This window comes from Pseudocitrobacter sp. CD920760, from assembly GCF_057782505.1.
Window position 1 is genome coordinate 1,188,788 of record NZ_CM173490.1, and the last position, 26,491, is coordinate 1,215,278.

Annotated in this window: 23 protein-coding genes; 17 read left to right on the forward strand and 6 right to left on the reverse strand. The window is 54.7% G+C overall.

Going from position 1 to position 26,491, the window contains the following annotated elements:
• Positions 1 to 81 precede the first annotated feature (81 nt).
• The 3 genes from idnO (at position 82) to idnR (ending at position 3,254) form a co-directional block, all read left to right on the forward strand.
• Positions 82 to 846, forward strand: a complete 765-nt coding sequence (gene idnO / locus AC1MKH_RS05285) for a gluconate 5-dehydrogenase (RefSeq protein ID WP_276222633.1) — start codon at positions 82 to 84, stop codon at positions 844 to 846.
• 46 nt (positions 847 to 892) lie between these two features.
• Positions 893 to 2,182, forward strand: a complete 1,290-nt coding sequence (locus tag AC1MKH_RS05290) for an MFS transporter (RefSeq protein ID WP_276222631.1) — start codon at positions 893 to 895, stop codon at positions 2,180 to 2,182.
• A 79-nt stretch (positions 2,183 to 2,261) separates the two neighbouring features.
• A complete protein-coding gene (gene idnR, locus AC1MKH_RS05295) occupies positions 2,262 to 3,254 on the forward strand; it encodes a DNA-binding transcriptional regulator IdnR (protein ID WP_149462173.1) in 993 nt (330 codons plus the stop codon).
• Between the two features lie 24 nt (positions 3,255 to 3,278).
• Here idnR and AC1MKH_RS05300 read toward each other — a convergent pair whose 3' ends face one another.
• Positions 3,279 to 4,586 carry an ABC transporter substrate-binding protein gene (locus AC1MKH_RS05300; RefSeq protein WP_276222629.1) on the reverse strand — a complete coding sequence of 436 codons (1,308 nt, stop codon included), beginning with the start codon at positions 4,584 to 4,586 and terminating at the stop codon, positions 3,279 to 3,281.
• 317 nt (positions 4,587 to 4,903) lie between these two features.
• Here AC1MKH_RS05300 and phoA point away from each other — a divergent pair, with 317 nt between their 5' ends.
• Together phoA and AC1MKH_RS05310 are read left to right on the forward strand one after the other, a co-directional pair.
• Positions 4,904 to 6,331, forward strand: coding sequence for an alkaline phosphatase (phoA, locus tag AC1MKH_RS05305; RefSeq protein WP_276222627.1), 1,428 nt, complete (start codon positions 4,904 to 4,906; stop codon positions 6,329 to 6,331).
• Positions 6,332 to 6,429: 98 nt separating this feature from the next.
• Entirely contained in the window at positions 6,430 to 6,747 is a 318-nt protein-coding gene (locus AC1MKH_RS05310; RefSeq protein WP_276222624.1) for a PsiF family protein, read from the forward strand.
• A 65-nt stretch (positions 6,748 to 6,812) separates the two neighbouring features.
• Here AC1MKH_RS05310 and proC read toward each other — a convergent pair whose 3' ends face one another.
• Positions 6,813 to 7,622, reverse strand: a complete 810-nt coding sequence (gene proC, locus AC1MKH_RS05315; RefSeq protein WP_015965639.1) for a pyrroline-5-carboxylate reductase — start codon at positions 7,620 to 7,622, stop codon at positions 6,813 to 6,815.
• Between the two features lie 137 nt (positions 7,623 to 7,759).
• On the opposite strand from proC, the gene AC1MKH_RS05320 reads away from it, so the two are divergent.
• The 5 genes from AC1MKH_RS05320 to ppnP all read left to right on the forward strand — a co-directional run bounded on the left by AC1MKH_RS05320 (position 7,760) and on the right by ppnP (position 10,544).
• The gene (locus tag AC1MKH_RS05320; RefSeq protein ID WP_231825154.1) at positions 7,760 to 8,212 is read left to right on the forward strand and encodes a YaiI/YqxD family protein; all 453 of its coding nucleotides are present in this window, start codon (positions 7,760 to 7,762) and stop codon (positions 8,210 to 8,212) included.
• 273 nt (positions 8,213 to 8,485) lie between these two features.
• Positions 8,486 to 9,010 (forward strand): shikimate kinase AroL, encoded by a 525-nt coding sequence (gene aroL / locus AC1MKH_RS05325; RefSeq protein ID WP_276222619.1) that lies wholly within the window; start codon positions 8,486 to 8,488, stop codon positions 9,008 to 9,010.
• Positions 9,011 to 9,062: 52 nt separating this feature from the next.
• Positions 9,063 to 9,254: a YaiA family protein gene (locus tag AC1MKH_RS05330; RefSeq protein ID WP_015965636.1), complete on the forward strand. Its 192-nt coding sequence runs from the start codon at positions 9,063 to 9,065 to the stop codon at positions 9,252 to 9,254.
• 249 nt (positions 9,255 to 9,503) lie between these two features.
• The gene (locus AC1MKH_RS05335; protein WP_149462168.1) at positions 9,504 to 10,181 is read left to right on the forward strand and encodes an AroM family protein; all 678 of its coding nucleotides are present in this window, start codon (positions 9,504 to 9,506) and stop codon (positions 10,179 to 10,181) included.
• A gap of 78 nt (positions 10,182 to 10,259) precedes the next feature.
• Positions 10,260 to 10,544, forward strand: coding sequence for a pyrimidine/purine nucleoside phosphorylase (ppnP, locus tag AC1MKH_RS05340; protein WP_015965634.1), 285 nt, complete (start codon positions 10,260 to 10,262; stop codon positions 10,542 to 10,544).
• Positions 10,545 to 10,586: 42 nt separating this feature from the next.
• On the opposite strand, the gene rdgC is transcribed toward ppnP, so the two are convergent.
• On the reverse strand, positions 10,587 to 11,501 hold the full coding sequence (rdgC, locus tag AC1MKH_RS05345) for a recombination-associated protein RdgC (RefSeq protein ID WP_015965633.1): 915 nt from the start codon (positions 11,499 to 11,501) through the stop codon (positions 10,587 to 10,589).
• A 98-nt stretch (positions 11,502 to 11,599) separates the two neighbouring features.
• Here rdgC and mak point away from each other — a divergent pair, with 98 nt between their 5' ends.
• Complete coding sequence (gene mak / locus AC1MKH_RS05350; protein WP_276222615.1) at positions 11,600 to 12,502, forward strand: fructokinase; 903 nt, start codon at positions 11,600 to 11,602, stop codon at positions 12,500 to 12,502.
• Positions 12,503 to 12,662: 160 nt separating this feature from the next.
• Here the strand turns inward: mak and sbcC are convergent, their stop codons facing one another.
• A complete protein-coding gene (gene sbcC / locus AC1MKH_RS05355) occupies positions 12,663 to 15,800 on the reverse strand; it encodes an exonuclease subunit SbcC (protein WP_276222612.1) in 3,138 nt (1,045 codons plus the stop codon).
• Positions 15,797 to 16,999 (reverse strand): exonuclease subunit SbcD, encoded by a 1,203-nt coding sequence (sbcD, locus tag AC1MKH_RS05360; protein ID WP_276222610.1) that lies wholly within the window; start codon positions 16,997 to 16,999, stop codon positions 15,797 to 15,799. The genes sbcC and sbcD overlap by 4 nt, the downstream gene beginning before the upstream one ends.
• 193 nt (positions 17,000 to 17,192) lie before the next feature.
• Here sbcD and phoB point away from each other — a divergent pair, with 193 nt between their 5' ends.
• From phoB to malZ, 6 genes are all read left to right on the forward strand, one after another.
• Positions 17,193 to 17,882 (forward strand): phosphate response regulator transcription factor PhoB, encoded by a 690-nt coding sequence (gene phoB / locus AC1MKH_RS05365; protein WP_015965629.1) that lies wholly within the window; start codon positions 17,193 to 17,195, stop codon positions 17,880 to 17,882.
• A gap of 21 nt (positions 17,883 to 17,903) precedes the next feature.
• Entirely contained in the window at positions 17,904 to 19,190 is a 1,287-nt protein-coding gene (gene phoR, locus AC1MKH_RS05370; RefSeq protein ID WP_276222606.1) for a phosphate regulon sensor histidine kinase PhoR, read from the forward strand.
• 420 nt (positions 19,191 to 19,610) lie between these two features.
• Entirely contained in the window at positions 19,611 to 20,930 is a 1,320-nt protein-coding gene (gene brnQ / locus AC1MKH_RS05375; RefSeq protein WP_276222603.1) for a branched-chain amino acid transporter carrier protein BrnQ, read from the forward strand.
• Between the two features lie 85 nt (positions 20,931 to 21,015).
• Positions 21,016 to 22,371, forward strand: a complete 1,356-nt coding sequence (gene proY, locus AC1MKH_RS05380; RefSeq protein WP_276222601.1) for a proline-specific permease ProY — start codon at positions 21,016 to 21,018, stop codon at positions 22,369 to 22,371.
• A 142-nt stretch (positions 22,372 to 22,513) separates the two neighbouring features.
• Positions 22,514 to 23,494: an IS5-like element IS5 family transposase gene (locus tag AC1MKH_RS05385; RefSeq protein ID WP_000019402.1), complete on the forward strand. Its 981-nt coding sequence runs from the start codon at positions 22,514 to 22,516 to the stop codon at positions 23,492 to 23,494.
• Positions 23,495 to 23,658: 164 nt separating this feature from the next.
• The gene (gene malZ, locus AC1MKH_RS05390) at positions 23,659 to 25,479 is read left to right on the forward strand and encodes a maltodextrin glucosidase (RefSeq protein WP_276224735.1); all 1,821 of its coding nucleotides are present in this window, start codon (positions 23,659 to 23,661) and stop codon (positions 25,477 to 25,479) included.
• Between the two features lies 1 nt (position 25,480).
• On the opposite strand, the gene AC1MKH_RS05395 is transcribed toward malZ, so the two are convergent.
• Entirely contained in the window at positions 25,481 to 26,383 is a 903-nt protein-coding gene (locus AC1MKH_RS05395; RefSeq protein WP_276224734.1) for a LysR family transcriptional regulator, read from the reverse strand.
• Between the last annotated feature and the right edge of the window lie 108 nt (positions 26,384 to 26,491).

Sequence of the window (26,491 nt, forward strand, 5' to 3'; positions counted from 1 at the left end):
TTTCCCCACAAGCGATCTTCTCAAAACAACTGTTACGCGTATACAGTTACGCGTAACAGTTCATATGCAAGAGGTTTTTTTATGGGTAATTTGTTTGATTTATCGGGTAAACGCGCGCTGGTAACCGGTTCAGCGCAGGGGATTGGCTTGCTGCTGGCTCGCGGCCTGGCCGAACACGGCGCGGAGGTGGTGATTAATGACATCACCCAGCAACGCGCCACGCAGGCGGCGGATGCCCTGACGGCTGAGGGATTCCGCGCAGTGGGTTACGGTTTTGATGTCACTCATGCGCAGGAGGTCGCCAAAGCTATCGACAACATCGAACAGGAGGTGGGCGCAATTGATATTCTGATTAATAACGCCGGTATTCAGCGACGTTATCCCTTCACTGAATTCCCGGAAGCCGAATGGGATAAAGTGATCGACGTTAACCAAAAATCCGTGTTTTTGGTTTCCCAGCAGGTGGCGAAATATATGATGCAGCGCCGACAGGGGAAAATAATTAATATCTGCTCGATGCAAAGCGAATTAGGTCGCAAAACAATTACGCCTTACGCCGCCTCAAAAGGTGCGGTCAAAATGTTAACCCGTGGAATGTGTGTCGAGCTGGCGGAATACAATATTCAGGTTAACGGTATTGCGCCGGGATATTTTGCTACCGACATGACCGCCACGCTGGTTAACGACGAAGCCTTTTCCGCCTGGCTCTACCAGCGTACGCCCGCTGCCCGCTGGGGAAAACCTGAGGAACTGATTGGCGCGGCAGTTTATCTCGCGGCGCCTGCCTCTAATTTTGTGAATGGTCATATTCTGTTTGTCGATGGCGGAATGTTAGCCGCCGTGTAACAACATAAAATAACGATAGATGATGCTCATCGTCTGAGGATTGAGTATGAAAACACTTAGCAAACTGCCAGTACGCCGCTGGTGGTATTTAATGCCGATTATTTTTATTACCTACAGCCTGGCGTATCTCGATCGCGCGAATTATGGTTTTGCCGCCGCCGCCGGAATTGAAAATGATTTAGGGATCACCAAAGGGACCGCATCGTTAATTGGCGCGCTGTTCTTCCTCGGTTATTTCTTTTTCCAGGTGCCGGGCGCAATGTATGCGGTAAAACGCAGCGTGCGGAAAATGATATTTTTCAGCCTGATATTATGGGGGTTCTGCGCGGCAGCTACCGGCTTCGTCAGTAATATTCCTACATTGATGGCGATTCGCTTTACCCTGGGTATTGTCGAAGCGGCCGTTATGCCCGCCATGCTTATCTACATCAGCAACTGGTTTACCAAAAGCGAGCGTTCACGCGCCAATACTTTCCTGATTCTCGGCAACCCGGTGACGGTGCTGTGGATGTCGATTGTCTCTGGCTATCTGATTCAGGCCTGGGGCTGGCGTGAAATGTTTATTATCGAAGGCATTCCCGCCGTGTTATGGGCTTTCTGCTGGTGGGCGCTGGTGCGCGATAAACCGTCAGAGGCCACCTGGCTCAGTGAGGAAGAAAAACAGACGCTCCAGCAGGCAATGGACAGCGAACAAACCGCCATCAAGCCCGTGCGTAACTACGGTGAAGCGATGCGTTCCCGCAATGTGATTATGCTGTGCGCCGTGCACGCGCTGTGGAGTATCGGCGTCTACGGCTTCATGATGTGGATGCCGTCGATTCTGAAAAATGCGGCGCAAATGGACATTGTCTCCGTTGGCTGGCTGGCCGCAGTGCCTTATCTGGCGGCAATTTGCCTGATGCTGGTGGTTTCATGGCTCTCCGATAAACTGCAAAACCGTAAGCTGTTTATCTGGCCTTTGCTGCTGATTGCGGGCGTCGCGTTCTTCGGGTCGTGGATGTTGGGCACGCAGGCGTTCTGGCTCTCCTATGCGTTGCTGGTAATTGCCGCAGCCTGTATGTACGCACCTTACGGGCCGTTCTTCGCGTTGATACCGGAACTGCTGCCACGCAACGTCTCGGGCGTGTCGATGGGGTTAATCAACAGCTTTGGCGCGTTGGGCGCTTTTATCGGCGCGTGGCTGGTGGGTTATCTCAACGGCATCACCGGCGGGCCTGGCGCGTCTTACACCTTTATGGCGACCGCGCTGTTTGCGTCAGTGGTACTGATGTACTGCGTGCGCGCGCCTGGCGAAACGACACGCGGCGCGCTGCAAACGAATAAAGCCGCTGGCTAAACGGGCTGGATGCAGATCCCGCCCGGCTGTGATAAGGTTCTCTGCGAGCAAAAACAGACATTTTGTCGCAGAGAATCTCATGAAAAACAATCGGATGACATTGCAGGATATCGCTAACCTGGCGGGGCTAAATAAGATGACGGTCAGCCGTTATCTGCGCGACCCTAATCAGGTGTCTGCGCGTAGCCGTGAATTGATTTCGAAAATCATGGAAGAGAACAACTACATTCCCAATCGCGCGCCGGAAATTTTGCTCAATGCGCGCAGTAAAACGATCGGCGTTTTGATCCCTTCGTTCCGTAATCAGATCTTCGCCGATGTGCTGGCGGGGATCGAGTCCGTGACCTCTGCGCATCAATACCAAACGCTGATCGCCAACTACGAATACGATCCCTGTCGTGAAGAGCGGGAAGTGCTGAATCTGCTTTCGTACAACATCGATGGGCTGATCCTCACGGGCCGCCAGCATACGGACAGAATGGTGCAGTACCTGCGCGCCAGCGGTATTCCGGTGGCGGAGTTAATGGACGTTTCCGGGCAACCGCTCGATATTCAGGTCGGCTTTGATAATGAAAAAGCCGCCTGGGAGATGACCACCGCGTTTCTCGACAGCGGCAAGAGACAGATCGCCTTCTTTGGCTCAATGGATGACCCGCGCGATCTCAGTCGATATCGCGGCACGCAAAATGCGCTGGCGGCGCACGGCCTGGAGCCCTACCACCTGGCGCCGAAAACCATCTCTTCGGTTTCACTGGGGCGTCAAATGTTTCAGCAAATGCGCCAGCAGCGCCCGGATATTGACGCGGTATTCTGCACCAATGATGACCTGGCGGTCGGCGTGCTGCTGGAGTGCCAGGCGCAGAATATCAGCGTGCCGGGCGAGCTGGCGATCGCCGGTTTCCATGGGCTGGAAATAGGGCGCGCGCGCCTGCAAAAAGTCGCCAGTGTGGTTACGCCGCGCTTCGAGATTGGCCAGGTGGCCAGCGAATTGCTGCTCAAACGACTGGCGGGTAAAGATGTGCCGGAAAGCGTGAATGTGGGCTATCAGATTTATTACGGCGATACGCTGTGATAACCTCCGCCGCCGGTAAAACCGCTATTCCGCCCACGCATTCTGGCGCTTCAGTTCCTCATTGACCTTGCCGTTAATCTCCTTCAATAATCCCGAAATATCGCTATTACAGTCGGCGTAAATTTTGTTAAATCCATCTGCCGTTATCTGGCGCACCGGGATCCAGTTCGGAATTTGCGGCATATAGCGTCCATCCTTCGCATAGGTTTCCGCGAATACTGCCCATTTCGGATCGGGATGATAATCCGCGATCGCCAGCTTCTTATTCACCGGCAGTCTGACGACCGGCATGGAGCTACTTTGCACCGCCATGCCAATTTCCTGCCCCTCGGGTGAGATCATAAATTCGAGAAACTTCATTGCTGCCGCTTTGTGCTGGCTGGTTTTCATCAGGAATGCGGTGGTACCTTCCGCCATTGATGTCGTACCACCCGGCCCGGCTGGCGGGGGCACTACTGTGTAAGCCGCTTTGCCCGGATCTTTATCAAACAGGGCGATGTGATACGGGCCAGAGGAGTACATTCCGCTCTGACCGGAACGATAGGACGTATTGGCGTCGGCGGTGGTCTGATTGATTGCGCCCGGTTGCGATACGCCTTCACAAACCATGCTGCGCATAAATGTCATCGCCGTGACGGCTTCTTTACTGTCGAGCGCGGCCTTAAATTTACCGGGCTGAGTCGCCACCAGATAATTGCCGCCCGCCTGCCAGAGGTAAGAAGAGGAGAACGAACTGGCGTAGCCGCGCGTGGTGGCGAGCGGCATCACAAAGCCGTAGGTGTCGTTTTTCCCGTTGCCATCGGGGTCGTTGAAAGTAAACGCGTGCGCGACTTTTTTCAGCTCATCCCAGGTGGTCGGGGCTTTCATACCGAGTTTATCCAACCAGTCCTGGCGGATAAACAGGGCATAGGTATGTGCTGAGGTGGGGACGCCGTAAAATTTACCATCGGGCAGCTGCGTTGATTTCCAGGCCGCCTCGTAAACATCTGCGCCGTGTTTCAGTTTTTTCGGGTCGATTTCATCGACTATTCCCAGTTGCACCATTTGCCCAACAATAATGGCATCGTTAAATACGACGTCCGGTAATGCATTTCCGGTTGCCGCGCGCGCCAGTCGTTGGTCGAAATCAGTTACTGCATTGAAATATTTAATTGAAATGCCGGTCTGTTGTTCGAAACTATCCGCCAGTTTTTGATAAATGACTTTCGAATCATTGCTGGCACGAATCCACACGTTAAGTTCTTCCGCGACGGCAGTGTGTGAAAGTGAAAATAACATAGCCAGGCTCAGTGCTTTGGTACGGTATCGCATAATAAGACTCCTGTTCTGCATTAAAGTAAAACATCGTTTTATATAGTGCGGCGCGATACCGTATAGCGGCAAGTGGGCGTGAAAGGCGGGAAAGTGTGACGCGCATAGGATTATTTCCAGAAAGTGTGATCCTGAATGTTTATTTCGTTTTGATGACAGCCTAAGCGGTACGATTTATTTTATTGTTGATAAAGATATCTTTCATTTTCCATCACGGCTCACGTTTTTCTCCTCATGTCCCTGGAAATCGCAAGCATGATAAAAATGTAAAAATAGTGTCATCTCACTGTCATCTCACTTTTATACAGTCGCTTCGATTTTATTTATTTAGTGTTTTCATGGAGATGAGAATAATGAAATACAGCGCACTCTTTGCCGCTTTATTACCTTTGCTGGGAACCCCTGTTATTCACGCAGAAACCACGACTGCACCCGCGCTTGATAGTCGTGCGGCGCAGGGTGATATCACCGCACCCGGTGGCGCACGTCGCCTGAGTGGCGACCAGTCTGCGGCGCTGCGCGCGTCGATTATTGATAAACCGGCGAAAAACATTATTTTGCTGATTGGCGATGGCATGGGGGATTCCGAAATTACCGCTGCGCGCAACTACGCGCTGGGCGCGGGCGGCTTCTTTAAAGGCATTGATGCGCTGCCGCTGACCGGCCAGTACACCCACTACGCGCTGGATAAGAAAACCGGTAAACCGGGCTACGTCACTGATTCCGCCGCCTCTGCCACCGCATGGAGCACCGGCGTGAAAACCTATAACGGCGCGCTGGGCGTGGACATCCATGAGCAGCCACATCAAACGCTGCTTGAGCTGGCAAAATCGGCGGGCCTTGCAACCGGCAACGTCTCTACCGCGGAATTGCAGGACGCGACTCCAGCAGCACAGATTTCTCACGTGACGTCGCGTAAATGCTACGGCCCGAGCGTGACCACGGAAAAATGCCCGACTAACGCGCTGGAAAAAGGCGGCAAAGGCTCCATTACCGAGCAGTTGCTGAACGCGCGTGCTGACGTCACTTTAGGCGGTGGCGCGAAAACCTTTGCTGAGACCGCTACCGCTGGCGAATGGCAGGGAAAAACTCTGCGCGAGCAGGCACAGGCGCGTGGTTATCAGCTGATAAGCGATGCCAGCGGGCTGGCGAGCATTACCGTGGCGAATCAGGACAAACCGCTGCTGGGGCTGTTCTCTGACGGCAACATGCCGGTGCGCTGGGAAGGGCCAAAAGCATCCTATCACGGCAACATTGATAAACCGGTCGTAACCTGTACGCCGAACCCGAAACGTGACGACAGCGTGCCGACGCTGGCGCAGATGACTGACAAGGCCATTACGCTGCTGAGTAGCAACGAAAAAGGTTTCTTCCTGCAAGTGGAAGGCGCGTCGATCGACAAACAGGATCACGCGGCGAATCCGTGCGGGCAAATTGGTGAAACGGTCGATCTGGACGAGGCCGTACAAAAAGCGCTGGCGTTCGCACAGAAAGACGGTAACACACTGGTGATTGTCACCGCTGACCACGCCCACGCCAGTCAGATTGTTGCGACGGATACCAAAGCGCCAGGCCTGACCCAGGCGTTAAACACCAAAGACGGCGCGGTCATGGTGATGAGCTACGGTAACTCGGAAGAGGAATCTATGGAACATACCGGCACTCAGGTACGCATTGCCGCGTACGGCCCACATGCGGCGAACGTCGTTGGCCTGACCGACCAGACCGATCTTTACTACACCATGAAGTCCGCGCTTGGTCTGTAATATTTCCAGTATTCCCGACGGCTAAATAGCGCCGTCGGCTTGTTTTATTTCCGCCAGCGTTCAGAATTGTAAGGATTATCTTATATAAGGATGGTGCAATGAAACTCGCAATACTGGGTGCTTTTGTTTTTGGTCTCTGTTTTGTTTCTACCGCAGGCGCGGCAGATCAAACATTAACGCCGCAGCAGCAGCGCATGCGCGACTGTAATGCGCAGGCAACGGCGAAAACGATCAAAGGTGATGAGCGCAAAACTTACATGAGCGCGTGCCTGAAAGGGCAGGATGCAGCGAAAGAGAAAGGTGTGACGCCTCAGCAGCAGAAAATGCGTGAATGTAATGCGAAATCAACCGAGCAGTCATTAAAAGGCGACGACCGTAAGAAATTTATGAGCGCCTGTCTGAAAAAATCCGCTTAACGCAATCGACTTTTTGGCAAGAAATACGCCCGGCAGATTTTAGCCGGGCGTTTTTATTCAGAGGATCAGGCTTTACTCATTTTCTCTGATTTTTCCATGCAGGCTGCCATGGCTTCGATGACGGCAGAGCGGAATCCTTTTTCTTCCAGTACGCGAACGGCTTCAATCGTCGTGCCGCCCGGCGAGCAAACCATATCTTTCAGTTCGCCCGGATGTTTACCCGTCTCCAGCACCATTTTCGCTGAACCCATCACCGCCTGTGCGGCAAATTTATAGGCCTGCGCGCGCGGCATCCCGCCCACAACGGCCGCATCGGCCATCGCTTCGATAAACATGAACACATACGCCGGTGCGGAACCGCTGACGCCGACGACCGGGTGAATCATCTGCTCGGCGATAATTTCGGCTTCACCAAAGCAGCGGAAAATATTCAGCACATCGGCGGTATCTTCCGGTGTGACCAGCGCATTTGGCGTAACGGAGGTCATTCCTGCGTTCACCAGCGACGGCGTATTTGGCATCGCACGGACGATTTTACGATCGTGGCCCAGCGCGCGCGCCAGCTGATCGAGCGTGATGCCTGCGGCAATAGAGACCACCAAAGAATCTTTATTAAAGCTGGAAGCGACTTCGCTCAGCACTTTAATCATGATGCCTGGCTTCACGGCACCGAAGACGATGTCCGCCACCTGGGCGACTTCCTGCGCGCTTTCGGCTGCGTTAATACCGAACTGATCGTGCAGGGCGGCGACTTTATCCGGCGATGGGGTATAGACCCAAATCTGGCCCGGCAGCACCTGACCGCTGGCAATCAGGCCGCCAAGAATTGCTTTACCCATATTCCCGCAGCCGATGAAGCCAATCTTCTTGTCCATGATGTCTCCCATTGTGTGTTTTTTTATTAGTGTACCTTTATAGGCGATTTGTCGCGACGAGTAACCTGAACATTACGCGACAGCACGCGCCGGGCATGTCATCATTACGTACCGTTTTGCCAAATTCAGGAGAGGTAATGACAATTTGGGTTGATGCGGACGCCTGTCCGAACGTCATCAAAGAGGTACTGTTTCGCGCGGCGGATCGTACACAAACGCAGGTGACGCTGGTGGCAAACCAGTATCTGCGCGTGCCCCCATCACGTTTTATTCGGGCGATGGTGGTGCCAAAAGGTTTTGACGTTGCCGATAACGAAATAGTGCGCTTGTGTGAACCGGGCGATCTGGTGATCACTGCCGATATTCCGCTGGCAGCAGAAGTGCTGGAAAAGGGCGCGGCGGCGTTAAACCCGCGCGGCGAACGTTACAGTAACGCGACGATTCGCGAGCGTTTAACCATGCGTGATTTTATGGACACCATGCGCGCAAGCGGCGTGCAAACCGGCGGCCCAAGCACGTTGAGCCAGCGCGACAGACAACAGTTTGCGGCGGAACTGGATAAATGGCTGCTGGCGGCAAAACATCCTTAATGTGAATTTCGTCACAAAAATGTGTTACCGTTTGCACCGTCTGCTCGCTTGTCAACGAAGCCTGCTTTCGTGTACATTTATCTAAACAATATGTGACACTTTTTCTTTACGCTTTTACACGTACTGTTTTCAGGCATATTTGTGCTTGTCTTACAGAGTCTGGATAGTTCTGTAACTCTATATTTACACTTACTTGTGTACTAGTTTGGTGATATCATTCTTAATTCAGATATGTGTCCCGCATCTTCATCGTTCCAGGGAGAACGCCAGGTCATGACTCAGCCTATTTTTTTGATTGGCGCGCGTGGTTGTGGAAAAACAACTATAGGTCAACGGCTTACCCATGCCTGTGATTTTCACTTTGTGGATACCGATCAAGTATTGCAACAGCGTGCCGGCATGACAGTCGCCGATATTGTGGTGCGAGAAGGCTGGGCCGGTTTTCGTGCCCGCGAGACGCAAACGCTGCAGTCCGTCACCCAACCGGGAACGGTCGTGGCGACGGGAGGGGGCATCATTCTGGCTGAAGTGAATCGCGACTTTATGCGTCAGAATGGCGTGGTGATTTACCTCAATGCGCCGGTATCCGTCCTGGCGGGCCGCCTTGAAGCCTTCCCGGAAGCATCGCAGCGCCCAACGTTAACGGGGAAACCGATCACTGAAGAAGTGGCGGATATCCTGGCACAGCGCGATGCTCTCTATCGTCAGACGGCGCACCATATTGTTGATGCATCGGCCTGCCCGGACGATGTTGTCGCTCAAATACTGACCGAACTGCGTCTTGCCCGCGCGTCCTGATCCCGCTATTGCCTATACTTAACGCTCTGACTAGCAAAAAAAGGAAGAGCGGATGCCAACGAACCCCCCGTATCCACGCGAAGCGCGTATTGAAGTTGTTGAGAAAGGACAGCCCGGCCAGACGGTCACCTGGTATCAATTACGCGCAGACCACCCCACACCCGATACGCTGATTAGCGAGCACACCACGAAGCAGGACGCGCTTGACGCCAAACAGCGCTATGAAGACCCTTCCAAAAGCTAACTCCTCGCAATAAGGCCCTATAATTAAAGTGGTTATATCGGGCCTTAATCACACTTTTTACTTATCGCAACTGTTATTAAAAGGTTAAAGTTAAGTTATATCAGGAGCGTGCCGGAATCATCCGGAACCTTTACATTCCGCCTGATAAATGAGCTGCTACGCTTCTGAACGGTGTTTTTTCATCCATCCAGGTGGCTAAGTGGTTAAAAGAGCCGTGTGCAGGCAGTGGTTGTAAAGAAGGTACATAACATGAATACGACGTTGGCGATTCTGACGGTAGGGGTTGTACCCGTCAAAGAAGTGTTGCCACTACTCACTGAGCACATCAGGGAAGATCAGATTACCCATAAGAGTTTGTTAGGGAATCTGAGTCGTGAGGAGGTTATGAAGGAGTATGGGGCGCAACCGGGAGAGGAGACAATCCTGGCGTTGCTTAACGATAATCAGCTGGCTGAAGTCTCCCGTTCTAAAATTGAACGCGACCTGCAAGCCATCATTGAAGTGCTGGATAATCAACAGTATGACGTCATTCTGTTGATGAATACCTTTAAACTGCAACATCTGGTGGCGCGTAATGCGATGCTGATCGAGCCCCAGCGGATTATTCCGCCATTAGTGGCGTCTATTGTTGAAGGCCATCAGGTTGGCGTGATCGTGCCCATTGAGGAGATCCTTCGCGCGCAACAGGAGAAGTGGCAGGTTCTGCCCTCTGAACCCTATTACGAACTGGCAAACCCGATTCACGGCACCGATCTTGAACTGGTGACCGCCGGGGGAAAACTCATCGAGCAGGGCGCGGATGTACTGGTGCTGGACTGTCTAGGCTTCCATCAGCATCACCGTGATTTGTTACAAAAAGCGCTGGATGTCCCTGTTTTACTGTCAAATGTGCTGGTCGCCAGGCTGGCGGCAGAATTATTGGTTTAACACTCTGATTTCGCGTGACAGGCTTCTGTTCGCAACCCTATATTGAGTCATTAAACACAAGACAATAAGGGCCTGTTTATGCTTCAAAGCAATGAATACTTCGACGGAAAAGTGAAATCGATTGGATTTACCAGCAGCAGCACCGGGCGCGCGAGCGTCGGCGTGATGGCGGAAGGCGAGTACACCTTCGGCACCGCGCAGCCGGAAGAGATGACGGTAGTCAGTGGTGCGCTGAATGTGTTGCTACCGGGTGCAACCGAGTGGCAAGTGTATACCGCTGGTGAAGTGTTCAACGTGCCCGGCAACAGCGAGTTCCATCTGGAAGTGGCGGAACCGACGTCTTATCTTTGTCGTTATCTGTAAGTGTGTCTCCTTCCTGCTGCGGCAGGAAGGAGATGTGAAGCATTAACGCTGCGCTTCCCCGCCTAACCCCTCAACCAGGCTCTTAATCAGAGCAGCCAGTTCCCCAGTCATCAGGATAAAGTCAGCGTCAAAACGCGCGGCGTAGTCTTCTCTGTCGATATCTTCGTTCTGGTCACGCAGTTCATCGCTGAACTTCAGACGCTTAATTGAACCATCGTCGCACATCACAAACTGAATGCGTTGCTGCCAGTCGAGCGCCAGTTTGGTCACCAGCTTACCGGCTTCGATATGCACCGCAATTTCATCACAAACCAGATCCTGTTTCTTCGCGCGGATCACGCCGCCATCTTCGAGGATCGCTTTCAGTTCTGCTTCGTCGAGGATCTGGAAGCTTTGCGCAGCCGAACCGGAACGCACCCATTCGGTCAGCGTCAGTTCGATTGGGTTTTCCATCGTCAGCGGGACAACCGGCAGTGAACCCAGGCTTTTACGCAGCAGGGCGAGGGTGTCTTCCGCTTTTTTAGCGCTGGCGCAGTCAACCATAATCAGATCGTTCACGGTGTCGATCCACATCATCGTCTGGCTGAAGCGGCTGAAGGCGCGCGGCAGCAGAGAGTGCAGCACTTCGTCTTTCAGCGAATCTTTCTCGGTTTTTTTCAGCTTACGACCCTGATCGGCTTCCAGCTTGTGGATCTTCGCTTCCAGCGCCTGCTTCACCACCGGAGACGGCAGGATCTTCTCTTCTTTACGGGCGCAAATAATAATCTGACCGTTGGCCGTGTGGGTCAACGCGTCGCTTTGCGACGAGCCCATCGGCGGAACCCAACCGGTTTTCGCCATATCCTGGCTTCCGCACGGGGTGAAAGTCCATTCAGCGAGCTGTTTTTCCATCTCTTCGGCGCGCAAAGAAATGTCGCGGCTGAGACGATAAACCATTAAATTTTTGAACCACAGCATGATATTTCCCACGGCTTTATCGTTAAATTCAGCGGGCATGATAACGAATTGTCTCTATGCTTGCATTGTTAATCGGGGAATTTCAGAAGGAGCGTTCTGTGCGTATTGGGATTGATCTGGGCGGGACAAAAACGGAAGTCATCGCGCTAAGCGACAAGGGAGAGCAGCTGTTCAGGCATCGCTTACCGACGCCGCGCGACTATCGTGAAACGATTGAAAACATTGCTCATTTGGTGGCAATGGCCGAAGAGGCGACCGGGCAAACGGGAACGGTTGGAATAGGTATTCCTGGCTCGATTTCGCCCTACACCGGGGTGGTGAAAAACGCTAACTCCACGTGGCTGAACGGGCAGCCGTTTGATAATGATCTCAGCGAGCGTCTGAGCCGGGAAGTGCGTCTGGCGAACGATGCCAACTGCCTTGCGGTGTCCGAAGCCATTGACGGCGCGGCGGCGGGGGCACAAACGGTGTTTGCGGTGATTATTGGCACCGGTTGCGGGGCAGGCGTGGCGATTAACGGGCGTTCGCACATTGGCGGTAACGGCACGGCGGGCGAGTGGGGGCATAATTCGCTGCCGTGGATGGACGACGACGAGCTGCGCTATCGTGCGGAAGTGCCGTGCTACTGCGGGAAACAGGGCTGTATTGAGACCTTTATTTCCGGCACCGGCTTTGCGATGGATTATCATCGGCTTAGTGGTAAACCGCTGAAAGGGCGCGAGATTATGCAACTGGTGGAACAGGGTGATGCGCTGGCGGAGCAGGCGTTCAGCCGTTATGAGCAGCGTCTGGCGAAATCGCTGGCGAACGTGGTGAATATTCTCGATCCGGACGTGATTGTGCTGGGGGGCGGGATGAGTAACGTTGATCGCCTGTATAAAACAGTGCCGGAGTTAGTGAAACCGTGGGTGTTTGGCCGCGAGTGCGAAACGCCGATTCGCAAAGCGGTGCACGGTGATTCCAGCGGCGTGCGCGGCGCGGCGTGGTTGTGGCCGTTGTAGGGGACGCGTTCGGGGGCATTGTGCGGCTATTTCCCCCTCACCCTGGCCCTCTCCCTCAAGGGAGAGGGGACCGATTGTGCGCGATGTGGTGTTCTCCCTCTCCCTGTGGGAGAGGGCCGGGGTGAGGGCATCAGCGCGCACATTTCCCCACATTTCCATTTCACTCCACCGCAAACACCTTATCCAGCCTGCTATACCCGAGCCCGTTAATTTTCTTCACTTTTATCTGCACCGGAATGCGCTCTTTCATCGCCTCAACGTGGCTAATCACGCCGATGATTTTGCCGCTGGCGTTGAGCGCATCCAGTGCGTCCAGCGCCGTGTCGAGGGTTTCGCTGTCCAGCGTGCCAAAGCCTTCGTCAAGGAACAGCGAATCGATGCGCGTTTTGTGGCTTACCAGGTCAGAAAGTGCCAGCGCCAGCGCCAGGCTGACGAGGAAACTTTCGCCGCCGGATAGGGTTCGCGTGTCGCGTACCGCGTCCGCCTGCCAGGTATCGACCACTTCCAGTTCCAGCGCTTCGCTGGCTTTACGTTGCAGCAGATAGCGCCCGTGCAGGCGGCTAAGCTGGTCATTCGCCAGCCACACCAGGTTATCCAGCGTCAGCCCCTGGGCAAATTTGCGGAATTTATCGCCCTCTTTGGAGCCAATCAACGCATTCAGGTGCGCCCAGTCTTCTACCTGCGCGCTGGTTTTTTCAATCTCCAGCAGCAGGTTTTGTTGCTGGCGGCGATTCTCTTCATCCTGTTTCAACTGCTGGCGAAGTTCTCCCTGACGCGCGCTGTTTTCCCGCAACTGCTGGGCCATCAGCGCCAGTTGGGTTTGCACCTGTTCAAGTGAGACATCATCGCTAAGCGTTGCCGGGCGTTGGGCCTGATGACGTTGCAGCGCATCTTGTGCCTGAGTATGCAGCGTGCGGCACTGCTGAAGCTTGCTCTCCAGCGACTGTTTAAGTTGCTCCAGGCGCTCGCGCTCAGGCTGTTCCAGCAATGCGGCCTGAAACGCCGCGCGGTCACTGAATTGTGATTCCGCCAACGCCTGGTCGAACTCGCGCTCGGCCTGATCCAGACGCTCTTTTTCCAGCGCTTCCTGCTGCGACAAGGTTTGCCACTGGCTGGCGAGCGAGATGCAATCGTTGTGGATCTGCTGCCATCCTTCCAGCGAAACAGGCGTTGTCTCTTCGATTTCACACGCAGGCAGCGTGTCCAGCAACGGCTGAAGCTGGGCGAGTTTATGCTGCGTTTCACCGTGCTGTGTCTGCTGGCTTTGCCAGAGCCGGTTTTCCTCTTCGCGCGCCGCCAGCCAGGCGTTCTCTTCCCCGGCAAGCGGTGCGGTGAGCGAAAGCGTCGCCAGTTGAGCCTGCAACGCCTCGCGGCGCTGGGTGAGTTCGTTCTGTGCCTGCGCAATCTGCTGCTGGAGGTCGGTTACCTGCTGTTGCAAATTCAGCCGCTGACTGTGCTGATAAAGCTGCTGTTCGTACTCTTCCTGTGCGGCAAGCCACTCGCTAATCGCTTCCTCGGCGCGTAGCGTCACGCCTAACGCGGCCGTCACCTCCTGCCATTGAGAGGTAAGCGCTTGCTCCTGCTGAGAAAGAGACTCCAGCTCGCTTTCTTCAACCTGCTGTTGTTTTTGCAGGGCATCCTGCTGGCCGCGCAGGGTTGCACCTTCTTCCGCCAGCCGTTTGACGTCGCGCTCCAGTACATCGCGACGCGCCTGATTCACGCCTGGCGTCAACGCCTGGTATTCCGCAATCGCCGGATGCTCGGTGGCACCGCACAGCGGGCAGGCGCAACCGGGTTGCAGCCTGGCGCGTTCGGCTTGCAGACTCACAATGGTTGCTTCCATCTCGCACAGCGCGCGGACGTCGTTCAGTTGCTGGTTTTGCTCTTTGTAACGCTGGCGGCGATCGGTCAGCTCAGTGGTCAGTTTTTCCAGCTGCTGGCGACGGTTGCTCTGTGCTTCTATCAACTGCTGACGCCGCTTTTGCAGCGGCAGGAACCGTGCATGCAGCGTGGTGAGCTGTTGGCGCAACGGGCGCGCGGCGCTGTGCGCGTTAATGGCGTTGGTGGCTTCGGCCAGATTCAGCGTCAGCGTGGAGGCCGGTAACTGGGCTAGCTGTTTTTCCAGCGTACTCAGGCGCTGCTGGTTGTTCTGCAACTGCGTGTTTTCACGCGCCTGTAACGCAAACGCAGCGCGCCAGCCGGTGAGTTCACTGCCCCAGTGTTTGAAACGATCGTGCTCCTCAAGCCACTGGTTAAGCTGAGTTTGCGTTTGCTGCAACCCGCGCATCTGTTCAACTGCCGTGGTGCGGATACGGTTACGGTGCGTGGTTGCTTCATGTAAGCGAGTATTTACTTGCAGCGTTTGCTGCTGGGTTCTGGCAAGCGTGATTGCCTGCTCCTGAAGGTGCGCCCAGCGCGGGCGCAGCAGCTCCGCCGGTTGGGCGCGGCGTAACGTTTCCAGCTGGGGCTGCGCAGCTGCCAGGGCCTGTTCTGCGGCGGTGAGCGCTTCCCGGGCGGTATGCGTTTCGCGGGTCAGTTCACTCTGGCGCAGCAACCACTGCTGCTGATGTTGGGCGATTATCTGCTGCTCCAGTGCGGCTTTCTCTTCGAGAGTAAGCGCCTGCAAACTTCCCAGCAGTGACTGTTGCTGCTCTTCACTTAGCAGCACCATTCCGGAGGATTGCGCCTGAAGCTTTTCCAGCTCGGTCCGCGCCTGCTTATGTTTTTCAAATACTTGTGCAGAAATTCGCCCATAAATTTCCGTGCCGGTGAGTTCTTCCAGCAGCTCGGCGCGTTCTTTGGGGCGCGCATTAAGGAACGCGGCGAACTGCCCCTGCGACAGCAACATCGAACGGGTGAAGCGCCCGTAATCGAGGCCGCTCAACGACGCGATAAGTTCGAGCTTATCTTTGACTTTATCGGCCAGAATTTTGCCGTCATCGCGACGCGCCAGCTCAACGCGCGGCGCCTGTAGGTTGCCGTCCGGCTGATTGCGCGCGCGGTTCTGGCTCCAGAATGCGCGATAGGCCACGCCCTGTACTTCAAACTCAACTTCCGCCAGACACTCGGCGGTGTCGCGGGTCATCAGATCGTTTTGCGATTGCGATACCGTGTTGAGGCGCGGCGTTTCGTGATACAGCGCGAGACAGATGGCGTCCAGCAGGGTGGTTTTCCCCGCGCCTGTCGGCCCGGTGATGGCAAACAGGCCGTTGCTGGCAAACGGTTCGGCGGTGAAATCGATTTTCCACTCGCCTTTCAGCGAGTTAAGGTTCTTCAGGCGCAGGCTGAGGATTTTCATGGCTGCGGCTCCTCATCAAGCGAGTGAACGGTGAGATCAAACAACGCCTTCAGGCGCGCCTGCTGGGGTTCTTCCAACGTTTCCAGCGCCAGCCGACGCTGGAAAACCTCTTCAACTTCCAGTTCGCTCAGGGTTTCACGCAGGCTGTTGTCCAGAATGCGCTGACGCTGTTCGCGGCTGCGCCGGACCAGCAGCACATCAACGGGTAAATCATCGGTGATGACCTGAATTTTACGCTGAATATCATGCAGATACTCATCGCTGGTGATTTCGATATCCAGCCAGACCGGGGGCTCTGACGGGGCATCGCGATACTGCGCCAACTGGCTGCTGATGCTGTCAAAGTCGCCCTTAATAACCGCCAGCGGTTGCGTGGCCGGGACATCGAGTGGCGTGACGTCCTGAAGCTTACCCTCGACAAAGGTCACCTGGTTAACGCTCTTACTTTTCCCCGTTTCATCGAAGCTGAGCGGGATAGGCGAGCCGCAGTAGCGAATATGCTCGCTGCCACCAATTTTCTGCGCGCGATGAATATGTCCGAGGGCGATGTAATCGGCGGGCGGGAAGTTTTGCGCCGGAAAGGCATCCAGTGTGCCAATATAGATGTCACGCACGGCATCACTTTTGCTGGCACCGACGGTGGTCAGGTGGCCGCTGGCGATAACCGGCAGCGGGCGGTCGCCGCGCAGCGTACAGGCCTGCTGGTATTGTTTCTGATAGTAGTCAGTAATGGTTTCCAGTAAATGCTGCTGTTTTTCCGCACCGGAAAGCCCGGCCTGGCTGACGACGATATCGCGCGGGCGCAGAAACGGCACCGGGCAGAAAACAGCGCCAGGTGTGCCGTCGCGGCGATTCAGAATAAAAGGTTCATGCCCGGCGCTGGCAATCACCGTAGTATTCAGGAACGACAGAATATCGCGCGATTCATTCAGCGTGGCGACTGAGTCATGATTGCCAGCAAGCACCACCAGATGACAGCCGGTTTGTTGCAGATTCACCACAAAGCGGTTGTAGAGTTCGCGCGCATAGCTTGGCGGCGAGCCGGTATCAAAGATATCGCCTGCCACAATAATGGCGTCTACCTGTTCGCGTTGCGCGGTCTCCAGCAGCCAGTTCAGAAATGCATCGTGTTCTGCGGCACGGCTTTTACTGTAAAAATTCTGGCCTAAGTGCCAGTCTGAAGTATGAAGAATTCGCATCGTCGTCCCTGTGGGGAAAAAAGCATAGCCGGGATTATACATTCCCCGGCAGCAGGATCGACGGGTGTATTCCGCGAGTGTCATATTTCGTAAAGCGCCATCATTTTACGGTCATGTTTTTCATAAAACTGTCATAAATCTGACGCATAATGACGCCGAATGTATACTGATGGCTAAAAAAACAGGGCATAAAATGGCGAGACGCATTCTGGTCGTTGAAGATGAAGCACCCATCCGCGAAATGGTCTGTTTCGTGCTGGAGCAAAATGGTTTCCAGCCGATTGAGGCGGAAGATTATGACAGTGCGGTGAATCAGCTCAATGAACCCTGGCCCGATCTTATTCTGCTCGACTGGATGCTACCGGGTGGCTCAGGGCTACAGTTTATTAAACATCTCAAGCGTGAAGCGCTGACCCGTGATATTCCGGTCATGATGCTGACGGCGCGCGGTGAAGAAGAGGATCGCGTACGCGGTCTGGAAACCGGCGCGGATGATTACATTACCAAACCGTTTTCCCCAAAAGAGCTGGTGGCGCGCATCAAAGCGGTCATGCGCCGTATCTCTCCGATGGCGGTGGAAGAGGTGATTGAGATGCAGGGCCTAAGCCTTGATCCCACCTCGCATCGCGTGATGACCGGGGAAAACCCGCTCGATATGGGCCCGACCGAATTTAAGTTGCTGCACTTCTTTATGACGCATCCTGAACGTGTCTATAGCCGTGAGCAACTGTTGAACCATGTCTGGGGCACTAACGTTTATGTGGAAGATCGCACGGTGGATGTGCATATTCGCCGCCTGCGTAAAGCGCTGGAACACAGCGGCCACGATCGTATGGTGCAAACCGTTCGCGGCACGGGCTACCGTTTTTCGGCTCGTTTCTGAATGTTGACAGGAGTGTGACGCGTGCTGGAACGGCTGTCATGGAAAAGACTCGCCTTTGAGCTTTTCTTGTGTTGTCTCCCGGCCCTGATATTAGGGCTGCTCATCGGCCATCTTCCCTGGTTTCTGCTGGCGGCAGTGACCGGGTTGTTGATTTGGCATTTCTGGAATCTTTTACGTCTTTCCTGGTGGTTATGGGTTGATCGCAGCATGACGCCGCCGCCGGGGCGCGGTAGCTGGGAACCCCTGCTGTACGGTCTGAACCAGATGCAGTTGCGTAATAAAAAACGCCGCCGCGAACTGGGGAATCTGATTAAACGCTTTCGTAGCGGCGCAGAATCGCTGCCCGATGCGGTGGTATTGACCACCGAAGAGGGCGCAATCTTCTGGTGTAACGGCCTGGCGCAGCAGCTGCTTGGCCTGCGCTGGCCGGACGACAGCGGGCAAAATATTCTTAACTTGTTGCGTTATCCAGAATTTACGCAGCATCTTAAACAACGCGAGTTTCTTAAACCGCTGCATCTGGTGCTCAATAATGGGCGTCATCTGGAAATCCGTATCATGCCCTATACCGACCGGCAGTTGCTGATGGTGGCGCGCGACGTCACGCAAATGCACCAGTTGGAAGGCGCGCGGCGCAACTTCTTTGCCAACGTCAGTCATGAGCTGCGTACGCCATTGACGGTGTTGCAGGGCTATCTGGAAATGCTTCAGGAGCAGGTACTGGAAGGGGCAACGCGCGAAAAAGCGCTGCATACCATGCGTGAACAGACGCAGCGTATGGAAGGGCTGGTGAAACAGCTGCTGACGCTATCGAAAATTGAAGCTGCGCCGACCCTGGCCCTCAATGAAAAGGTGGATGTGCCGATGATGCTGCGGGTGGTCGAGCGGGAAGCGCAGACCCTCAGTCAGCGTCAGCATGAACTTCATTTTGAGATTGATGACACGCTGAAAGTGCTGGGTAATGAAGAGCAACTGCGCAGTGCGGTGTCGAATCTGGTGTACAACGCGGTGAATCATACGCCTGCCGGCACGAAAATCACCGTGCGCTGGCAGCATGCGCCACACGGTGCGCTGTTTAGCGTGGAGGACAACGGGCCTGGCATCGCGGCGGAACATCTTCCGCGTTTAACCGAGCGTTTTTATCGGGTGGATAAGGCGCGCTCCCGCCAGACCGGCGGCAGCGGATTGGGGCTGGCGATTGTAAAACATGCGTTGAATCATCACGATAGCCGTCTGGATATTGAAAGCCAGCCAGGGAAAGGAACATGCTTCAGCTTCCTGCTACCGGAACGTTTAATTGCCAAATAAAGCGTCTGAACAGGCGCTTGTCACGATGAGTTTCCACAGACCAGCCCCGGCTGGTCTGTTTACTTTGCAGTCAATTTGCCCTCGAATAATTAATGAACAACTGACGCTTTTTTGTTCGCACGATCAGCCATGTGTTTTTCCTATATCTGGTTATTCGTTCCAGGTTTGTCTTTACTATCGGTATAATCGTCTGGTTTTGCGATCCCATATTGCTTTAAAACGTTATAAGCGTTTAAATTGCGCCTAATGCAGTAGGAATCAGACTGTATTTACGTAGCAAATCAAAAAACTATTCTTCCTCACGCTACGAAGGGAGCATATCCCGCTGAGTTTGTTGCTTGTTTCCTCTGAAAGATTCCGTTGGAGCGAGCGCAAAGTTTTTTATTTGTACAACACCACATCCACAGGCAGTAGTTACATATGACCCATCAGTTAAAAACACGCGATATCATCGCTCTGGGCTTTATGACCTTTGCGTTGTTTGTCGGCGCTGGCAACATCATTTTCCCTCCAATGGTCGGTTTACAGGCGGGTCCGAACGTCTGGATCGCCGCGCTCGGCTTTTTGATTACCGCAGTCGGTCTGCCTGTGTTGACCGTTGTCGCGCTGGCAAAAGTTGGCGGTGGCGTCGATAGCCTCAGCACGCCAATTGGTAAAGTCGCAGGCGTCCTGCTGGCGACCGTTTGTTATCTGGCCGTAGGCCCGCTGTTTGCGACGCCGCGTACCGCGACCGTTTCCTTTGAAATCGGTATTGCCCCGCTGACTGGCGATGGCGCGATGCCGCTGTTTATCTACAGCCTGGTCTATTTTGCGCTGGTGATTCTGGTTTCCCTGTATCCGGGCAAACTGCTGGATACCGTTGGCAACTTCCTGGCACCGATGAAAATTCTGGCGCTGCTGGTACTTTCCGTAGCGGCGGTTATCTGGCCTGCAGGCCCGATCAGCGAAGCGCTCGACGCTTATAAAACCGCACCGTTCTCTAATGGTTTCGTGAATGGTTATCTGACCATGGATACCCTGGGCGCGATGGTGTTTGGTATCGTTATCGTTAACGCGGCACGTTCTCGCGGCGTCACCGAAGCGCGCCTGCTGACTCGCTATACCATCTGGGCGGGCCTGATGGCCGGTGTTGGCCTGACGCTGCTGTACCTGGCGCTGTTCCGTCTGGGTTCCGATAGCGCGCTGCTGGTCGATAAGAGCGCGAACGGCGCGGCGATTCTGCACGCTTATGTGCAGCATACCTTCGGCGGGGCGGGCAGCTTCCTGCTGGCGGCGCTTATCTTTATCGCCTGTCTGGTTACCGCTGTTGGCCTGACCTGTGCGTGTGCGGAGTTCTTCGCGCAGTATCTGCCGCTGTCTTACCGCTCGCTGGTGTTTATTCTGGGTATCTTCTCGATGGCGGTCTCCAACCTGGGGCTGAGCCACCTGATTCAGATCTCCATTCCGGTGCTGACGCTTATCTATCCGCCATGTATCGCACTGGTTGTATTAAGCTTTACCCGCGGTTGGTGGCATAATTCGACCCGCGTAATTGCACCAGCGATGTTTATCAGCCTGATGTTTGGTATCCTTGACGGCATCAAAGCATCGGCCTTCGCTGATGTGTTGCCTGGCTGGACGGCGCGTCTGCCGATGGCGGAGCAAGGCCTGGCCTGGCTGCTGCCGACGGTGATAATGGCGGTTCTGGCGATTATCTGGGACCGTGCCGCAGGCCGACAGGTAACGTCTAACGCGCATTAATTTTCGCGCGATAACAATATGTTCAACCACGGGACTTCGCGTCCCGTGGTTTTTTGTTTTTTGGTAAGAAATGGCATTGGATACAATGGAAAACAACAAGCTGAAGCGCGGGCTAAGTACCCGACACATTCGCTTCATGGCGCTAGGGTCGGCAATTGGTACCGGGCTGTTTTATGGTTCCGCCGACGCAATCAAGATGGCCGGGCCGAGCGTACTGCTGGCCTATATTATCGGCGGCGCGGCGGCGTATATCATCATGCGCGCGCTGGGCGAAATGTCGGTGCACAACCCGGCAGCCAGTTCTTTCTCGCGCTATGCACAGGAAAACCTCGGCCCGCTGGCAGGCTACATCACCGGCTGGACTTACTGCTTTGAAATCCTGATTGTCGCGATCGCCGACGTGACCGCGTTCGGCATCTATATGGGCGTCTGGTTCCCCGATGTGCCGCACTGGATTTGGGTGTTGAGCGTGGTGATGATCATTTGCGCCATCAACCTGATGAGCGTGAAGGTCTTTGGTGAGCTGGAGTTCTGGTTCTCCTTCTTCAAAGTCGCCACCATCATCATCATGATCGCCGCCGGTTTCGGCATTATCATCTGGGGGATTGGCAACGGCGGGCAACCGACCGGCATACATAACCTCTGGAGCAACGGCGGTTTCTTCAGTAACGGCTGGCTCGGCATGGTGATGTCGCTGCAAATGGTGATGTTCGCCTACGGCGGTATCGAAATTATCGGTATTACCGCAGGTGAAGCGAAAGACCCGGAGAAATCCATTCCGCGCGCCATCAACTCGGTACCGATGCGTATTCTGGTGTTCTACGTGGGCACGCTGTTTGTGATTATGTCCATCTACCCGTGGAACCAGGTCGGCACCGACGGTAGCCCGTTCGTGCTGACTTTCCAGCATATGGGCATCACCTTCGCTGCCAGCATCCTGAACTTTGTGGTGCTGACGGCCTCACTTTCAGCGATTAACAGCGATGTGTTCGGCGTGGGGCGTATGCTGCACGGCATGGCCGAGCAGGGCAGCGCGCCGAAAGTGTTTGCTAAAACCTCGCGTCGCGGTATTCCGTGGGTCACCGTGATGGTGATGACCATCGCGCTGCTGTTTGCGGTGTATCTGAACTACATCATGCCGGAAAACGTCTTCCTGGTGATCGCCTCGCTGGCGACCTTCGCCACCGTGTGGGTGTGGATTATGATCCTGCTGTCGCAGGTTGCCTTCCGCCGTCGTCTGTCGCCGGAAGAGGTGAAAGCGCTGAAATTCAAAGTGCCTGGCGGTGTCACTACCACCATCATTGGCCTGATTTTCCTCGTCTTTATTATCGGGCTGATCGGCTATCATCCGGATACGCGTATTTCCCTGTATGTGGGTTTTGCGTGGATTGCCCTGTTGCTGGTGGGTTGGGCGATTAAATCGCGCCGTAGCCGTCGTTAACATGCGCAATAGGTTGGCCTGATAAGCGAAGCGCCATCAGGCAAAAAATAGTTAAATCGAAGCCCGATAACTAGGGAAGGTGCGAACAAGTCCCTGATATGAGATCATGTTTGTCATCTGGAGCCATGGAACAGGGTTCATCATGAGTCATCAACTTACCTTCGCCGACAGTGAATTCAGCAGTAAGCGCCGTCAGACCAGAAAAGAGATTTTCTTGTCCCGCATGGAGCAGATTCTGCCATGGCAAAACATGGTGGAAGTCATCGAGCCGTTTTACCCCAAGGCTGGTAATGGCCGGCGACCTTATCCGCTGGAAACCATGCTACGCATTCACTGCATGCAGCATTGGTACAACCTGAGCGATGGCGCGATGGAAGATGCTCTGTACGAAATCGCCTCCATGCGTCTGTTTGCCCGGTTATCCCTGGATAGCGCCCTGCCGGACCGCACCACCATCATGAATTTCCGCCACCTGCTGGAGCAGCATCAACTGGCCCGCCAATTGTTCAAGACCATCAATCGCTGGCTGGCCGAAGCAGGCGTCATGATGACTCAAGGCACCTTGGTCGATGCCACCATCATTGAGGCACCCAGCTCGACCAAGAACAAAGAGCAGCAACGCGATCCGGAGATGCATCAGACCAAGAAAGGCAATCAGTGGCACTTTGGCATGAAGGCCCACATTGGTGTCGATGCCAAGAGTGGCCTGACCCACAGCCTGGTCACCACCGCGGCCAACGAGCATGACCTCAATCAGCTGGGTAATCTGCTGCATGGAGAGGAGCAATTTGTCTCAGCCGATGCCGGCTACCAAGGGGCGCCACAGCGCGAGGAGCTGGCCGAGGTGGATGTGGACTGGCTGATCGCCGAGCGCCCCGGCAAGGTAAGAACCTTGAAACAGCATCCACGCAAGAACAAAACGGCCATCAACATCGAATACATGAAAGCCAGCATCCGGGCCAAGGTGGAGCACCCATTTCGCATCATCAAGCGACAGTTCGGCTTCGTGAAAGCCAGATACAAGGGGTTGCTGAAAAACGATAACCAACTGGCGATGTTATTCACGCTGGCCAACCTGTTTCGGGCGGACCAAATGATACGTCAGTGGGAGAGATCTCACTAAAAACTGGGGATAACGCCTTAAATGGCGAAGAAACGGTCTAAATAGGCTGATTCAAGGCATTTACGGGAGAAAAAATCGGCTCAAACATGAAGAAATGAAATGACTGAGTCAGCCGAGAAGAATTTCCCCGCTTATTCGCACCTTCCTTAACTGAGGGGAATTAAATGATGTTGAACGCCTGGCATCTGCCTGTCGCACCCTTTATTAAGTCGCACGACGATCGCTTGTCGATTACCTTGTGGCTGCGCGGAAACGACCTGCCGCAGCGCATCACGATGCGTGCGGAAATTGACAATGAAGAGTGCGTCCTGCCGATGAAACGCCTGAGCAAATCACCGGTACCTGGCGTGACGGCCTGGCGTGGTGAGATACCGCTCGACAGCGGGCAGCCGCGCCGCCGCTATGCTTTTAAGCTCTTGTGGCAAGACCGCCAGCTTTGGTTTACGCCAAAAGGATTTAGCCGTATTCCGCCCGCGAAGCTTGAGTTGTTTGCGGTCGATCTGCCCGACAGCGGCCCGCAGTGGGTGGCCGATCAGATTTTCTACCAAATCTTTCCTGACCGTTTTGCCCGTAGCGAAACGCGCACGCCGGAACAGGATAAGGTTTATTACCACCACGCCGCCGGGCATGACATCATTCTGCGCGATTGGGATGCGCCGCTAACGGCGAATGCCGGTGGTTCGACGTTCTACGGCGGCGACCTGGACGGTATCAGCGAAAAGCTGCCGTATCTGAAAAAACTGGGCGTGACCGGGCTGTACCTGAACCCGGTTTTCACCGCGCCAAGCGTGCATAAATATGACACCCAGGATTATCGCGAAGTGGACCCGCAGTTTGGTGGTAACGCGGCCTTGCTGCGCCTGCGCGAAAATACCCAACGCGAAGGTATGCGCCTGATCCTTGACGGCGTGTTTAACCACAGCGGTGATACGCATGCCTGGTTTGATCGGCAGAATAATGCAAGCAGTGGGGCATGCCACAACGCGTCGTCGCCGTGGCGCGACTGGTACAGCTTCTCGCCGGAAGGCCGCGCGCTGGACTGGCTGGGCTATCCAAGCCTGCCGAAGCTTGATTATCAGTCCGAATCGCTGGTCAACGAAATCTATCGCGGCGAAGAGAGCATCGTACGCCACTGGCTGAAAGCGCCGTGGAACATGGACGGCTGGCGGCTGGATGTGGTGCATATGCTGGGTGAGGGGGGCGGCGCACGCAATAACCTGAAGCACGTCGCCGGAATAACCCAGGCGGCGAAAGAGACACGCCCGGACTCTTACGTGTTCGGCGAGCATTTTGGCGATGCGCGCCAGTGGCTACAGGCCGATACGGAAGACGCGGCGATGAACTATCGCGGCTTTACACTGCCGGTGTGGGCGTTTCTGGCCAATACCGATCTCTCTTACGATCCGCAAAAAATCGATGCGCAAACCTGCATGGCGTGGATGGAAGATTATCGCGCGGGGCTATCGCATCAGCAGCAGTTACGGATGTTTAATCAGCTTGATAGCCACGATACCGCACGCTTCAAAACGCTGTTGGGCAAGGATGTCGCCCGATTAGGGCTGGGCGTGGTGTGGTTGTTCAGTTGGCCAGGTGTGCCGTGCATCTATTATGGCGATGAAGTCGGCGTGGACGGTGCGAACGACCCGATGTGTCGTAAGCCGTTCCCGTGGGATAAAAGCCAGCAGGACGGTGAACTGCTCGCGCTTTATCAGCGGATGGCGAAGCTGCGTAAAAAGAGTGAAGCGTTGCGACGCGGCGGCTGTCAGGTGCTGTACGCTGAAGATAACGTGGTGGTGTTTGCGCGTGTTCTGAAGAGGGAGCGGGTGCTGATCGCCATTAACCGTGGCGAGGCCTGCGAAGTAGTGCTGGAAGATACGCCGCTGCTGAGCTTTGACTCGCTCATGCAGCGGGAAGGCAGCGGCGAAAATCAGGATGGCGTACTGACGCTTCCTGCGCTGTCGGCCACGGTGTGGTCCGGCGAGTAAATCAGGGGTAAAGCGGGGCGGTCAGATTATGGTTAATCACCGCCTCGCGCCACCAAAGCTGTGCCAGCCCATCATGGCCGTTGCGCCAGGCGATATAGGCCACATCTTTTTGCCGACACGATACGACCGATTTTTCCACCAGATCGCCAGAGGCTATCCAGGGGTGAGCGATATGACGCGGCAGGAAACCGCAGCCTATTCCGGCGCGCAGCAGCGTGACCTTAGAGTGAAAATCATCGGTGCGAATCTGTTCCTGTTCATCAATGAGATTGGAACTGATTGGGCGACACTGACGGGCGCTATCGCTAATCACCACCGCACGGAAGCGAACTATTGTTTCCGCACTGATGGGCTCCACTTCTTTCGCCAGCGGGTGCGACGGCGCGATGACAAAGGCGTTATCCAGCATGCCGAGCATCTGCCATGACCAGGCCGCAGACGTGGGGGGATCGTTAATTGCACCCAGAATAATATCCGCGCCGTTATGCGTTAATTCTTCCCAGGAACCCGCCAGCGTATGATGACTGAAATTCAGGCGAGTTTGCTTATTTTTCGTGTAAAAGTCTTCGATGAGCGGTAACAGTGAGGCGAACGGAAAAGAGTCATCCAGCGCGATGGAAAGCTCTTTTTCCCAGCCGGAATTCACCTGCACCGCCTGTTTTTCCAGATCGTGCGCGGCGCTGAGCAACACGCGGCCCTTCTCCAGCATCATTCTGCCGGTATCGGTAAACTTTGCGCGATGCCCTGAACGGTCGAGAAGCGTAATTTCGAGTTCGCTTTCCAGTTTCAGCACCATATAGCTGAGTGCGGCAGGGGTTTTATAAAGCGACTCCGCCGCGGCAGCAAAACTTCCGTGTCGGTCAATCGCGTCAAGGATTTGTAAAACGTCCAGATTAATACGCATAACGTTAATTATTTCCCGAATAAAATCTTACCTGTTTTAACAAAAACCACGGCAACTATGCTAGTAATGAAATTTCTGAAATCAATAGTTTGCGTGCTAATTTATGAT